This window comes from Chryseobacterium sp. RLHN22, from assembly GCF_051011795.1.
GTDB lineage: Bacteria > Bacteroidota > Bacteroidia > Flavobacteriales > Weeksellaceae > Chryseobacterium > Chryseobacterium zhengzhouense.
In genome coordinates this window covers 1-14,720 of the sequence record NZ_JBPCHW010000004.1, presented here as the reverse complement: position 1 = coordinate 14,720, position 14,720 = coordinate 1, and the positions used below count along the sequence as shown (strand labels likewise).

Genomic DNA, 14,720 nt, shown 5'->3' with positions numbered 1-14,720 from the left:
CGCTCTGATATTTTTCAAAAAATTCTGGAATTTGTCTGCTCAGCTGCGTTTTTTACATCCCTCCCAAACACGATCTTATAATCTTTCGCAAAATAGGATCTTCCTCAAATGTGCTCATGTAACGTAATATTGTTTTGTGCAGATTATATAAAATAATTTTTTTAGCTACTTCCTTTTAAAGATTAATTAACCTGAACTCGGGATAAGATACATCTTAACTAATTGATTTTCAAAATGAAATTATTTTATCACAAAGGAAAACAAAGAAAAATATTACTTTTTTGAAATGCTTTCAAGTTAAACAATGCTACTTCGTTTATCAAAGTAATACAAGAATTTTGTATCACTTTGATAATTTATACGCCTTTGTATTTCTAAAATCTTTGAAATCATTTGATTAATGCTTTTGTTTAGCTTTGCGTTTTATATAGGTCTTATCCCGAACTCAGGTTAATTATTAATATTCAGGATAACGAAATTCATAGGTAAAATTGCTTTCAGTATCTGATTTTGTAAAGTTTATAATTATTTTGCCTAAAGGATCATCTTTTATAATCTCTAAGCCTTTTGTTGTTTTCCGATACAAAATTCCATTAATCTTATCGGTAAATTCTTTTTGTGGAGGTATTTTTTTGCTAAGATTTTTCGATCCATAAGGAAAATACTTTTTAAAATTTTCATAGTCAGCGTCTAGAGTAGAACTTTGTTTTGTTGGGCCTTTTACGGTCCATTCGTTTTTATTGTTACCGGGAATTCCGCTTATTTCAAAATCATTATTTTTACCTGCTGCAGGTGATTTTTTATAATAAAAAAAATAGCCTCTGTAATATTGGACGATAGTATTATCATCCGCAAGATAAAATGTGTACGAATCAAAAATATCGCAAAGTGTATTATTCTCACCAGAATTAATACTCCCTACAAAATATACACTGTCTTTTTTTGGTTTAAAAAAAGTGATAAAAACACTTTCATCCTCATATTTTTTGAGTTTGACAGGATACTTGTAAGAATAAAGCTCCTTTTTACAATTATTAAAAGTAAGCTGGTTATTTTCAATTTTCAGCTGGGCATATTTTGACATTTCTTCTGCAAAACTAAGATCTCTTTTATCTCCACTTTTCACATCTGATGCAAAATTGTAGCAGCTCCAGACTCCATTGATATCCGGAACCTGAAATTCTGTTGTTATGGTTTCTTTCGGCTTTGAGTCTTTATCATTTTCTATTTGTATGAGGGGCTCGTTTTGAGCGACAGAAACTTTTTTATCTGAAAAATCTTTGCATGAAAGAAAAACGATACCTGTAAAAAAAAATTTAATGAGTTGAGTCATATACATTTGTTTTGAACATATTAATTTCCTGATTTCTTCTTGTCACCAAACCTCTTTCTCCTCCGTTGGTAACATCGGCAAATTCATCTGCACCACCATGGTAATCACCGCTATTGATTTTAATTTTGATCTGGGTTTCACCGCCATTTCTGCCGCCCACGTTTAAAAAATTAGCTCCTGTATTGTATAGCAGGCTTGCAAGAGCATCAAATTCATACTGGTGAAGATTTACGGTAATATCTCTTCGGATTGCATTTTCAAAAGTCGCAAGCTTTTCATCAAACAACTGTAGAGCCGTTTCATGAGTAATTCCATTTTTAAATCTTTCAGGAATGGTGATATTTTCGCATTTGTTTTTAGCAATCAAATAGCCATAGCCGATTGTACAATATCCTTCAGAATCATTGTAAACGTTGCTTTCAAATTTTTCGTAATCTTTAATAAAGTCTTTTCCTCGCTCACTCGTTCTAAGAATAGATGGCGGAACCCTTTCACCTGTATCTTCCTCGAAAGTATTTCGATAACCTTCCTGTAAAATTGCCACACCATCACCTAAATCGCTTCTCCTGCTAAAGGGTGGATTAGAAGAATTACTCAATGACGAATTTAAATCAAATCCGGCTGCTCCTGTAAAATACTCAAAATGGAGCATGTAAACTTCGTAGCCACGGACAACACCTTTATACCATGTTCTTAACCAACCTGTTTTCCCTATCGGATCTTTCTGCTTAACCATATCTCCTGCTTTAACAACAACTGTATTATTTTCGACCTCACCATATCGGATAATAAACTTACGGCCGTCATTAGTTTCGTGCAATATCGTCACAGCTCCCGTTCCGTCGGCAAAAGAGGTTGAAACATCCAAAACCTTTCCGTCACAGATTGCGACAACCTCGGTGTAAGGTTTTGAATAAAGATCCCGACCGGCATGTTTCCTTCCTCCTTTTCTATTTGAATTGAATGTTGCCTGATTCGTATTTTGTGCAGCCGCCCAGTAATAATTCTTATGAATGCCCGCAATATCATTTTCCGGTTTTACAAGGAAAGGGAAAATAATTGGCTTTGATTTTATAATTTCAAAATAAGCTCCTTCTGTTTGGAGGAAGTTTTTATCGTGTGCTTTCTCTCCCTGAGCTTTTACATGAAGATACAGTAATTCCGGCATCTTTCTGTAAAGAGTAAAGGTCACCGTATTGTTCTTCTGATAGTCTTTTATTTCTAAAGCATTGATAATATCATCAAGATACGCATTTTTTCCATCAGCAATTTTCACATTGTTTTCATTGCCACTTTTAGCATACCGAAGGATCGTTTCAGCAACAGTTTTTTTGCTGCTTTCGTCGGTCACTTTATTTTCGCCCCCAAATTTATACGTGTACTCGCCATCTTCCTTTCCTTTGGAAACCTTTTGTACCCAATTCTTTAAATCATCATTTGATTTAGGTCTCAAATGTACCGGAATTCTGACCTCTCCATTTTCAAACTGCCCCGTAAATTCTTGCTTTTCTGTTCCCGGAACTTCCTCTGTAGCCGAAGATGCCATGTTCATCTGTTCTTCCGTGATTTCCAGGATTGATAAAACAGCATCCGCAGAACCTTTGATTAAACCATCCTTCTCCTTGATGGTTATAGTTGCCTGTTTTCCGTTTAAACCTGCTGCACGCGCAACAAGATAAACTTTAGCATCTAAAGGTGCTTTCTCTATCTTTTTGAATTCTGCTCCCAATTTAAAAACAGGAATAGTAACGGTTTTGTTATTTTCCGTATCAGTACCATATTCGTTCGCCGTTAGTACCTGAATAATGGTTTCTTTTGTCGTATATTTTTTTGCATTTTTTAATTCGCCTTCTATTTTTTTCAAAATAGTTTCAGCAATTTTCGCTTTTTCATCGGCAGTAGAAGTTTTGTTGTTGGCTTTTCTTCCGCCAAATGTGTACACATGATTTCCATCTGCTTCACCTGTGAGCTTAGTGTATTCTTTTTTTGCAAAATAGGCATCGGTTAAATTTTCCACAGAAGAATCCTGAACAATACTCACTGTTTTCCCACCGCCTGCTTGTGAAGTCGGTGTTTTTTGGGCTGTAATTTTTCCGAGAGCTTCTTTGTAGTCCCAGAGTTCCAGGTTATTCCACCAATCAGTTACCCTGTCGACGATTCCTTTTTCTTCTTTTTGAGATTGGGGTTTTGCTGCGGCAGGAGAGTTTTGGGCTCTTGGAGGAGTATTTTGAACAGGAGCTTGTCCTGAAGGATTACTGTTAGGTTGTTGAGGCTTTGGCTGTGGTCTGGTTGCAGGAGCAGGAGTATGAAGCGGATTATTTACATCAACATTATCTGTTGCATGTTTCGTATGCGAAAAATATTCTACCGTAACATAAAACTCAAGCTTTTCGGGATCTGTTTCGCCCTGCATCGCTTTTTGCATCAATGCCCTTGTTAATGTAAACTCTGCTACTGCAACGCCACTTGCATTTACAGATGCTTCTTTCGTTTCAATTAAAAGATTTTTGGCATCATGACCTTCCCCGGTCTGATCATCTTCCCAAAGAGAAAATTTCAATTTCTTACCCGCCAAATTAACACAGTGTGCACGAGCTCTCATTTTTTCGGTGAAACTAAATTCAGTTCCGGGAGAATCATCTACATACTGCAATTCTACTTTTTCAATTTTCGGAACTGCTGCAGGTTGCGGAGTGATTTCTAGAGTCGATGCTCCACTTCCTTCCGGCTCGAAAAGATAAGCCTCCAAACGATAGGTATGCTTTTGTGCAACTTCCCCAAATGTAAAAGTTCCTGCGCCTGTTTTTTTTATATTGGTTGTTGTAAATCTTCCGTTTGATCTTTTTTTGAACAATTCCCAAGTAACGCCTGCTGCATTACGCTGGTTTTGTGGTGTCGCAGGATACCAGTCTGTAATGGTATATGTGGTAGCTTCCCCTACCTTCGGAGAAGTATTTCCGGATATTTTTGAAACTCCTCTTTTTGACATCTCAGAATTTTTTTTAAATTAATAGGCATCTAATTCACTTTCCATAGCCGTTTCTTTGAAGTCATCAACATTTACCAGAGGATTCATGTGTCTGATGATTTTTTCATCTGCATTTTTCACATTCTGCTTACTCATTTCGCCCCGTTGACCATGGTCTTTAATTGTGATTTTCCCACCTGTTGTACATTGCAGCTCGGATACTTCAGTTACACATTTTTTATCCATAACCAAAACCTTATCGTAGGTTTTCTGCCATTTCCCGGCAGGTGCATAAGCACAGGGAAGATAACCACCTGAACTTGGTTTCAGTTTACATTTTCCAAAACTTGGACCCGGCGGATCGAATTGCAGATCATCTTCTGTAACAGCCAGATAATCTGCGCTTCCTGCAGAATCATTCCAGAAGTGTTTGTTGTGTGTACTTACGATATGTTTAGGAAACTGATCTCCCTGATCACATTGACATGTTCCCTTTTGAACGACAAAGTGTTTGCCATCATGAGATGATGCTTGAGTAGACATATTTGTGATATTTGGTCTCTCAAAGATAACAAAAAGTAATTTAACATAAAAAAAACGGAAAATTAATTTTCCGTTTTTTTGTTATGCATTAAGTAATTAATGCTTAGTGTATTCCGGCTCTTCTACAGGAAGCATGGTCGGCATAAAATATTCATTTAACCAATAAAATTCCTGGCCATTCTGCATGATTTTTACAGCCGGATTATTTCTATGGGTAAGCATTCTGTCTGCCAAATCTTTGTAATATTTAAAGTAACTTCTGGCTTCCTCATTGGTAATAATCTTGGATTTCGTCCATCCTCTCAGCATATATTTTGACATCTTTTCTTCTTCAGAATTATCAAAACCGGTACTTATACCTACCGCATAAGACATTGGCTGCTTGTATAGCTCTCCCTTATCTAAAAATTGCAATGTTGGGTTATATTTTTTAAGAAGTTTAATATATTCTTTTACAGCTCTTCCCTGCTTAAAATCCGTTCTTGCCGCGCCGGTTTTTTCATAAACTTCACTGTAGAAAGCTTTCAGCTGATCGTATTCTTTTTCTGAAATCAAAATTCCTTTTTCTATCCCCTGCTTATAATCCATCAATTCTTTAGGAATATATCCTTTTGCCAAAAAGGGATTACCATAATTAATCAACTGCGCTGCAATTCCTGAAGGAACAGGATTGGTTAATCCCGGGTACAAATATTTGTATTTGAAATCGACCTCAGTTTTATCTGCACCTACTGAAGAATGAAAACGCTCATTCAAAGACTTATCAATCATTTCGTTATCGTAAGTAACCTGAGCGATAAGACTATCAACCGATTTTACCAAGAGCCCCGGAGCGGCAATATCTCCCTTTTTAGGAAAAACAACAAATCCCTGTGCCATGCTCTGCTTAGGAAAATCTAAAGAAAAGAAACCAGCATCACTTTCTATAAGATTAAAATTATTCTTCGTTAAGACCTCACTCTGGTTGATGATTTTTTGTTTTTTTAATTCTGCTACATTCTTAGCTGTGTTGGTAACGATATTTTCAGACATCAAAACAAAATCGTTATAGGTATCAGAAGAGCGGGCATTCGTCTGGAACATAATCAGTTTTGCCTGAGCTTGCGTTAATGAACCAATTACACCAGACATACTTCCGTTTCGGTTGGCAGAAGTACCGATTGTAATCACAATATTGGTCTCGTCGGGAACATCAGAAAGCAGATTTCCGGCAGCTATTAAACCTTCATTTAAAGGCTGATTTCCAACATTACTAGGACAATTCATTTCATTGGTCTTATCCTCGATAAATTTAATTATTTTGTTGTAATCCTTACTTAAAACTGACGGAGCTACATTTTCTCCGCAAGAATTATTTTTATAAAGAACTACACCATATTTAATTGAATTAAAATAAGAAGGTTTTTCAAATTTCAACTGAAGATCCTGTAAAAGTGACCCTACAATTGGAATGAATGGTGTATTTGATGCACTTACATCCAAAACAAATACAATATTTGCTTTTTTATTTTTATCTATTATTTCTTTATAGCGGTCAAAATAAATAGCTTCTCCTAAAACATTTTTAACAAAGTTTTTGCTGTAATCTAAAACATTGGTAAAATATTTTGTTTTAACATCAGGTTTTGCCTCTTCATTTAGGGTCAGTGTTACAGGGAAAATATTTTCAAGAGGTGGACGTTTATTTACGTCAGTAAGTAGAACTGCAGTTCTTTTATCCGCATCTGCTCCACCTGGAGCTCCTTCATGAATTCCTAAAGTGGTTTCTTTTACACCTGTAGTGTTTTTCATTTTCACCGCAGAACGTTCCCCCCATGTTGAAATCACATCAGAGCTTACCCATCCGTACAATCCTGTACTGATGCTGTCGATATCAATATTCGGTTTTTTTCCTACTAAAAATCGTTTATTATTTTCTGCCTGCTTGTAAACATAAACCATCTGTCCGTTTGGAATTTTCACATCAGCCGTTTCGATAAGGCTTGGTGAGTTGAAAACCATAATGGAATCATTTTTATAATACCTTTCAGCATTTTTAATAACATTAGGATGATTTGGTACTACAGCGACCTTTACCGGATAACCATTTTTTTCATTCTTTAAAGAATTGCTCCATAGCAAAAGGTCCGCTTCCGGAATCCAGCCGTAAGTTTTGACTTGTTTTGATGAAACTTTTTTCATCAATGCATCGGGAATATATTCTGCTACTTTTACCATTCCGTCGCGGCTTTTTAAAACCATCAATGGCTCTAAAAATTTAACTTCTTTATAAGACTTTTCATCATTCTTGTCTAAGTATGCCGTATTTCTGGAACGGTCTGAAATAGCAATCCAGGGCACTGATTTTTTAGGATAGCCATTAATTACTGAAGCGTTGTCAATTTGCCCGTATTTTTGTGGCTCAGGAGTTTTTTTAGACGGTAACTTTACCTGACAACTGGTAAGCAAAACCGATAATCCTACATAATATGCCGCTAGAGGAAATTTATTTCTCATCTTATTTTCTTTATGATTGGTGTAATGTCCGAAAAAACCGGAGCATAATTATTTACTTTGGTTAACATCTACTTTGGTTACACAGGTCATGCCGTCGTCGAAATTTAGTTTTACAGATTGTATCACCATATTTTTATCGAACTGAAGACCCGCACAGTACAGATAAAAATTATTAACCTTACTGTCTGAAACTTTTACAATTGCATTTTCATTGTTGCAGAGATAAGTCCTCAAGAGATAATTGTAATGCATATTGAAGCTATTTCCGTTTGCAATCTGTTGCAGGTGATATTTAAAATCGTTGTCTTTTTTAGCATACAATTCGTCTAATGTGGGTTCTTCATCTTCCATAGAATTGTAAGCCTGCAGAATCTTGATATGGTGCTGAATAGGCTCTATATCTTTATCGGTATATAGTGTAACTACATAATCTCCCGGTTTTTGGAAAGCGTAGATTGCTAATTTATCTTTGGCATCAATCTTACCTGTCTCTCCGAATCTCCAGGTAAACTGTGAAGCATCAGAAAGAGCACGGAACTGCACATTTTCGTACTGCATCGCCTGAGTCTGTGCATCAATTTTCGTAACCGAAGCTGCACTGTCTTTAGGTTTTGGAATTCCTCTTGGAGAAACCAGAATCGGGAAAGATTTTGTGTATTTATTATCAATAATCAAAGTTACGGTATAGTAACCCGGTTTATCATAAAAGTGAATTCCTCTACTTTTATCAGAGGTAGTACCATCGCCAAAATCCCATTTTTTGAATTTGGCAAACTCTGTTTTATCCTGAAATGTTAAGGTATCTCTTACCAAAAGCGAAGACGGGAAAACCACTCCTTTTATATCATCTGCTGAATGGATGACCTTCTTCTGAAGCCACAATGCGACGAGTGCGGCAATAAGCAATGTGGCTATAACACCGATGATGATGTTTTTCCTGTTCTTTTGAAAATAGTTCATAGTAATTTTTTGTGATATATTTATAATTTGTGGTATTATCTGGCACTTAAAGCATTATTCCTCTCCCGGAGGCTCTGGCTTTTTTCTTTATATCCTAACTGACAGTCTTCGAACTGCTTTTCGAATGTTTTTGTTGTTTCATTCATTTTCATAATCCGGTCTTTATCAATCATATTCATTTTAAAAAATTTTCCGATCTGTGGAAATGCCTGTTTTCGGGGATCGTTAACGACAACATTCTGAAAAGTATTGGCTAAATCCTGTATTGCAAATTCTGCCTCATTTCTTTCCACCGGCTGCTGAATTTCTACAGACAATCTGTTTACTCTTGCAGAAGCAGTATCTATTAAAACCAATCCAACCTTTTGCTGCTGTTTGAATTTAACTTTTTGCTCTAGAATCTGAAGCGAATTGGTATCTGCCTCTGAAAAAGGTGATGCGAAGTTTTTAAGAAAAATAATTCCTAAAAATAATAGCGCAACAACAAGCATTAAAATCAGATAAAAAAACTGATATTGCTTCTCTTTTTTTGATAATGTAATCTGGCCCTGCATAATTTCTACTTTAAAATAACGGCTATCTTCTTCTACCCGTGAACTTTCTGGTAGGATCTATTTTCATTTTATTACTGATCTGATTAGATCTTCCCTGACATTCCTGAACATTTCGTATAGCGATCTGCTGCTTAAAAGATACATTGATAATCTGGCTTTTCAGATTAAGCATCGGCTTTATTCTCTGCATTAAAACAGCATAATGTTTAAAATTATCGGCGCTATCAGCTCCCATAATATCCTGTGCTTCCCGAACATTATCAAGAATATAAGTACGTAAAAAATTATCGTTATAAGCTTTATCAGAATCTAAAAGCTCCATTCTTGCATAAATACTGTCTACGTGGATGCGCAAAAGATTATCCCTGTTCAGTAAATCTCGATAGCGTGTAACTTCCTCGTCTACTCCCTTAAGCTGTTTGTCATAGCTTTTAAAAAAGAAATATACGCTGGTAAATGAAACAGCAGATAAAATAATGAATGAAAGTATAAATTTCCATATTCCTGATCTTACATCAGATCTGTTTAATTTTTTTTCTCTATTAGAAGACATATCTGTGATTTGGTTTGGAATGTGAAAATAGCAAAAAAAACAGTTATGCACAAAATTAAATTCAATGCATACAATACTATTTACAATTTTTTAATGTAAACTTTAATTTTCAGATCCGAAAGATTTTCATATTTTAGTGATCAGAATTTTACTTCTAGCTACCAAATCACGAAAAACAATGAGCAAGTTACTGACCAATACGGTACGTTTTTCTATTGCAGACAGCGATTTTTATTTTAAAAAAATAATGATCAAAACCCTTCTGGAAAACCCTTTCAACATGCTTCTCAATGACTGCAACAATGGTCATGAGCTTATCAACAGAACGTATCGCAGGCAGGAAGATGTTTTTATTATAGAACTTTTCATGCCCGTTCTGAGCGGCATTGAAGCTATAAAATTTATCAGAAAAAACAATAATGAAACTCCGATTATCACCTATTCGGGAACTTTTCAGGAAGATTTTGCAGAGATTTTATCAAAGATCCCTAATATTTATTACTGTCAGAAAAACAGCAATACCATCAAAGAAATTGTGAAGGGTCAAATCTCATCAAAAGATTTTGATTATGACGCATACTATCATTCGTGGCAACAGCAGCCTCTTGCCGTACAAGAGTATATGAACAGACAAAAAATGAGTCAGGAAGAACTGTCTCCCACGGAGATTCAACTGATGAAATTTTGCTATGAAGGCTTCAGTAATAAAGAGATCGGCGAGCAGCTTAATCTAAGCACACGTACCATCGATACATACATCAACAGGCTTACCGAAAAGCTTGGTTTAAAAACAAAACTTCATCTGATTCGGTTCTGTGTGGAAAACGGATATTACAATTCCAGCATGTAAAAAACTTAACTTTTTCGGAGTATATTATACTAAACATAAAATTGTCAGCTATTTATGTTGAAATATTTTTTGCCTGAATTTGCTTCTATTCATTTTTTTTAACTAAATTTGCACACCTAAAATTTAAAATTTACAAAGGAAATGACAAAGGCAGAATTGGTAAACACCATCTCAAATAAATTGGGGACCGAAAAGAATGAAACACAGAAAGTTGTAGAAGCTTTTATGCAGGAGATCAGAACTTCTATGTACAATGGAGACAATGTTTACTTAAGAGGTTTTGGATCTTTCATCGTGAAAACAAGAGCAGCAAAAACAGGGAGAAACATCTCTAAGAACACTGCAATCGAAATTCCTGCACATAATATTCCTGCTTTCAAGCCATCAAAATCTTTTGTGGAGAAAGTGAAAACTAAAGTTGCAGTAAAATAAAGAATAATTAATATTAACTAGTTACTAAAAAATTTAACATTATGCCAAGCGGAAAGAAAAGAAAAAGACACAAGGTTGCAACTCACAAAAGAAAGAAAAGAAGAAGAGCGAACAGACATAAGAAAAAATAATCTCTCACGGGATTTTTAAATATAATAATATAGTTGGTGTGTTTAAATTATTAATATTCACCGACTATATTTTGTTATGTAAAATAAGTAGAAATTGAGATCAATACAGCAGTTCGCCTCTCAAATTTCATTATCAATCTTTTATCTTTAATTTAAAAAATGAAGAAAGAACTAATAGTTTCGCATGAAGATGATCTTACAAAGATTGCTTTGCTGGAGGATGGCAGACTATGTGAACTTCATGAGGAAGAAGACAAGAATGATTTTGTAGTCGGAGATCTGTTTATAGGAAAAGTAAAAAAACTCGCGCCCAATCTTAATGCCGCATTCGTAAACATCGGCTATGATAAAGATGCATTTCTGCATTATCAGGATCTGGGACCGCAATATCTTACGTACCGAAAGTTTCTAAAAGATTCGGTTTCTAAAAAACAGACTTCTTCAGGTCTGAAAAATTTCGAAATTCAGCCTGAAATCGACAAAAACGGGACAGTAGATAAGATCATCGCCAAAGATGATATCGTTTTACTACAGATTACAAAGGAGCCTATCTCCACAAAAGGACCCAGGATTTCTACACAAATTTCTTTAACAGGACGTTTTTTGGTCTTGATACCTTTCGACAATAAGGTTTCCATTTCAAAAAAAATAGGCAGTTCCGAGGAAAAAGTAAGACTTCGCACATTGATTGACAGCATAAAACCTGAAGGTTTCGGCGTTATCATCAGAACGGTTGCAGAAGGCAAGAAAGTAGCTGATCTTCATAATGATATGAACCAGCTCATCCAGAAATGGGAGAATACTTTTAAGAATATCCAAAAGAATAAAGTACCTTCCAAAGTTCTAAGTGAAGATGACAAAGCATCGTCTATTTTAAGAGATAACTTCAACCAGGATTTTGTAAATATCATTTGTGATGACGAGCAAATGGTAGAAGAAATGAAAAATTATCTGGAAGTAATAGCACCGGAACGAAAAAACATCGTTCAGTTTTATGACTCCCACATTCCTCTCCTCGAATATTACAACGTTGAAAAACAGCTTAAACAAAGCTTCGGAAAACACGTAAATATTCCAAGTTCAAAAGGTGCATATCTTGTGATAGAACACACAGAAGCACTTCACGTAATCGACGTGAATTCCGGAAACAATATTACAACCGGAAACGCCGCCAATAAAGAACACGCACTGAACGTGAACAAAATGGCAGCCACAGAAATAGCAAGACAACTTCGTCTTCGAGACATGGGCGGAATCATCGTCGTAGATTTTATCGACATGACCAACCCTGAACACAGAAAAGATCTGTATGAACATTTCAGAACCGAAATGAGCCGTGATAAGGCCCGTCACAAGATTTTACCGCCAAGTAAATTTGGTCTGATACAAATCACAAGACAGAGAAACCGTCCGGAAAAACAGATCGACACCAAAGAAGAAAATCCTAACAAAGACGGAGAAATCGTAGCTCCGATTGTTATCGTGGAAAAAATGGGTGAAACCATCAGAACCATTATGCAGAAAGAAAAAGGAAAACTTTTCCTTCATGTGCATCCTTTCGTGGAAGCTTACCTTACAAAAGGAATTAAGAGCATCCAAATGAAATGGTTTTTGAAATACAAAAAATGGGTAACCATCATTCCAAGGGATTCTTTTAAGTATTTAGAATACAAGATCTACAATTCGAATAAAGAAGAATTAAGCGGATATTCTAATTAAAAAACATTTTACAGCCTCCAAATACGGAGGCTTTTTTTGTTGGAACTTTTAAAAATTTTCCTGTTTTTTTGTTAAAAATAATGTTAGAAAAATATGTTTCCATAAATTATTATCTTCAATGAGATTGCTAATTATAAATCATCATATTTATTCGTAAAATTACTGTAGTAATTTAATCTTAAAATTATCTATAATTAACATTTTCAAGCTTCCTTTCTAAAAGATATATTAGTAAATTTGAGCTATGGAAAGCTTTGGAAAAGATCTTTTACGCAAAATAAAAAATGCTGAATTAGCCGGTGCGAATGCACACGGAATTTTCTCACCGCCATCACGTCCTGTATTTACCTATGATCAGGTTTTAGAAAAAAATCCAAAATTCGCTGCTGTTAATATTGTTTTATATTTAAAAGACAATGAGTGGCATTTTCCATTAATTGTAAGATCTAAAAACGAAAGAGACCGGCATAGCGGACAAATTTCTCTTCCCGGTGGAAAACGTGAAGAAATGGATCAGGATTTTGCAGAAACTGCTATCCGTGAAACTTCCGAAGAAATCGGTCTGGAAAAACATTATGTAAGAATTATTCGTGAGCTGTCACCTATATACATCCCGCCGAGTAATTTTTATGTATATCCGTATATTTCATACACCAAAAAAAATCCGGAATTTATTCTACAGCAGAGTGAAGCTGTGGAGGTAATAGAATTTCCAATCACTTCATTTTTGAATTTACCCGATAATCCCGAAATTATGGCATTACCGGGGGCAGGAGGTCATGAAGTTCCGGTCATCAACTTCAACGGATATATTATCTGGGGTGCTACAGCCATGATCCTGAGCGAATTCAGCCAGTTGATAAAAAAAATGTAATTTTGCACGCAAATTGTTTGGTTTAAAAAATGGCGAAGAAAAACATTTTTACCGATTCGTTCGGAACACCTTATTTCTTAAAAAGACTAATCATTTTTATTCTGGGAATAGTTTCTTACAGAAGATTCAACGGCTTCAACAAGCTAAAAATTACCGGAACAGAAAATTTGGTAGATTTGCCGGATTCCAACGTGCTTTTCGTGTCCAACCATCAAACGTACTTTGCTGATGTTGCAGCAATGTACCATGCATTTTGTGCCGTAAACAACGGTTATTTAAATACAATCAAAAACCCGATTTATCTTTTAAATCCAAAAATTGATTTTTACTATGTTGCTGCTGAAGAAACCATGAATAAAGGTATTCTTCCTAAAATTTTTAAAATAGCAGGTGCTGTTACCGTAAAAAGAACATGGAGATCGGAAGGAAAAAATGTCAACAGATTGGTAGACATGAGCGAGATCGACAATATCATGAAAGCTTTGGATAACGGCTGGGTAGCTACTTTTCCGCAAGGTACAACAGCTGCTTTTGCACAGGGAAGAAAAGGTACCGCCAAACTGATCAAAAATCAAAGACCAATTGTTATTCCTATCAAAATAAATGGATTCAGAAGAGCGTTTGATAAAAAAGGACTTCGTGTAAAAGTAACCGGAGTAAAACCCACAATGGAATTTAAAAAAGCTTTAGATATTGATTATGACCAAGAAAATGCACAGCAAATTCTTCACAAAATCATGACTGCTATTGAACAAACCGAAGATTTCAATGTGCTTCACACGTATGATGAAGAAATTAAAGCTAAAAAATCTGAACAAAACAATCAATAAAATTCAAGAACCGCAATGAAGAAGATTTTAGGAATATTTTTAATTATTATAACCGTACTTTCTTGTAACAGTCAGAAAAAATATTCAGATTTTGACATCAGTTACTCCAGAAGCGGTGGATTTGCTCCTACCTACGAAAACCTTCTGATTAAAGGAAATGATGCTCATTATTCTTTTGAGGGACAAGGTAAAAAACTTAAAAAAAGTTTCAAAGTATCCAATGATGATTTAAAGAAACTGGATGAAACGCTTTCAAAAAATAATTTCAGAAGAATTCAGGAAGACCACAAAAAAGTTTACGATAACGTAACGACTTCCATCAACATAAAAAAAGGGGCCAACGAAGGAACTAAAAGTGACGGAAGTATGATTATGCCTAATTTTACAACCAATTGGGAAAATATTGTTGCTGGCTTTCAGGAAATCATTAACAATAACGTAAAAAACTAAAAAATAAGTTGAGAACTCATTTCATTG

At 35.2% G+C, this 14,720-nt stretch carries 13 protein-coding genes; 6 read left to right on the top strand and 7 right to left on the bottom strand.

The genetic code is table 11. The annotated features are described in order from the left end of the window. Nucleotides 1-457 precede the first annotated feature (457 nt). From ACR1PN_RS05320 to tssO (ACR1PN_RS05290), 7 genes are all read right to left on the bottom strand, one after another. Nucleotides 458-1,333, bottom strand: coding sequence for a hypothetical protein (locus tag ACR1PN_RS05320; RefSeq protein ID WP_433979171.1), 876 nt, complete (start codon nucleotides 1,331-1,333; stop codon nucleotides 458-460). Next, nucleotides 1,317-4,322 carry a glycoside hydrolase family protein gene (locus ACR1PN_RS05315; protein WP_433979170.1) on the bottom strand — a complete coding sequence of 1,002 codons (3,006 nt, stop codon included), beginning with the start codon at nucleotides 4,320-4,322 and terminating at the stop codon, nucleotides 1,317-1,319. The genes ACR1PN_RS05320 and ACR1PN_RS05315 overlap by 17 nt, the downstream gene beginning before the upstream one ends. A gap of 18 nt (nucleotides 4,323-4,340) precedes the next feature. Continuing rightward, the gene (locus ACR1PN_RS05310; RefSeq protein ID WP_433979169.1) at nucleotides 4,341-4,844 is read right to left on the bottom strand and encodes a DUF4280 domain-containing protein; all 504 of its coding nucleotides are present in this window, start codon (nucleotides 4,842-4,844) and stop codon (nucleotides 4,341-4,343) included. 96 nt (nucleotides 4,845-4,940) lie between these two features. After that, nucleotides 4,941-7,340 carry a type VI secretion system protein TssR domain-containing protein gene (gene tssR, locus ACR1PN_RS05305; protein ID WP_433979168.1) on the bottom strand — a complete coding sequence of 800 codons (2,400 nt, stop codon included), beginning with the start codon at nucleotides 7,338-7,340 and terminating at the stop codon, nucleotides 4,941-4,943. A 48-nt stretch (nucleotides 7,341-7,388) separates the two neighbouring features. After that, nucleotides 7,389-8,300, bottom strand: a complete 912-nt coding sequence (locus ACR1PN_RS05300; protein WP_378175265.1) for a PKD domain-containing protein — start codon at nucleotides 8,298-8,300, stop codon at nucleotides 7,389-7,391. A 35-nt stretch (nucleotides 8,301-8,335) separates the two neighbouring features. Next, entirely contained in the window at nucleotides 8,336-8,854 is a 519-nt protein-coding gene (gene tssO, locus ACR1PN_RS05295; RefSeq protein WP_378175268.1) for a type VI secretion system TssO, read from the bottom strand. A gap of 22 nt (nucleotides 8,855-8,876) precedes the next feature. Continuing rightward, entirely contained in the window at nucleotides 8,877-9,407 is a 531-nt protein-coding gene (gene tssO, locus ACR1PN_RS05290) for a type VI secretion system TssO (RefSeq protein WP_378175272.1), read from the bottom strand. Nucleotides 9,408-9,585: 178 nt separating this feature from the next. Between tssO (ACR1PN_RS05290) and ACR1PN_RS05285 the strand changes: the two genes are divergently transcribed. The 6 genes from ACR1PN_RS05285 (at nucleotide 9,586) to ACR1PN_RS05260 (ending at nucleotide 14,693) form a co-directional block, all read left to right on the top strand. Continuing rightward, a complete protein-coding gene (locus tag ACR1PN_RS05285; RefSeq protein WP_378175275.1) occupies nucleotides 9,586-10,257 on the top strand; it encodes a LuxR C-terminal-related transcriptional regulator in 672 nt (223 codons plus the stop codon). 141 nt (nucleotides 10,258-10,398) lie between these two features. Continuing rightward, the gene (locus ACR1PN_RS05280) at nucleotides 10,399-10,689 is read left to right on the top strand and encodes an HU family DNA-binding protein (RefSeq protein ID WP_034674127.1); all 291 of its coding nucleotides are present in this window, start codon (nucleotides 10,399-10,401) and stop codon (nucleotides 10,687-10,689) included. A 290-nt stretch (nucleotides 10,690-10,979) separates the two neighbouring features. Then, complete coding sequence (locus ACR1PN_RS05275) at nucleotides 10,980-12,539, top strand: Rne/Rng family ribonuclease (protein ID WP_433979167.1); 1,560 nt, start codon at nucleotides 10,980-10,982, stop codon at nucleotides 12,537-12,539. A 244-nt stretch (nucleotides 12,540-12,783) separates the two neighbouring features. Continuing rightward, nucleotides 12,784-13,413 (top strand): NUDIX hydrolase, encoded by a 630-nt coding sequence (locus ACR1PN_RS05270; RefSeq protein ID WP_433979166.1) that lies wholly within the window; start codon nucleotides 12,784-12,786, stop codon nucleotides 13,411-13,413. A gap of 29 nt (nucleotides 13,414-13,442) precedes the next feature. Then, nucleotides 13,443-14,243, top strand: coding sequence for a lysophospholipid acyltransferase family protein (locus tag ACR1PN_RS05265; protein WP_378175284.1), 801 nt, complete (start codon nucleotides 13,443-13,445; stop codon nucleotides 14,241-14,243). Nucleotides 14,244-14,258: 15 nt separating this feature from the next. Beyond that, a complete protein-coding gene (locus ACR1PN_RS05260) occupies nucleotides 14,259-14,693 on the top strand; it encodes a hypothetical protein (RefSeq protein WP_433979165.1) in 435 nt (144 codons plus the stop codon). The last annotated feature ends 27 nt before the right edge of the window (nucleotides 14,694-14,720 follow it).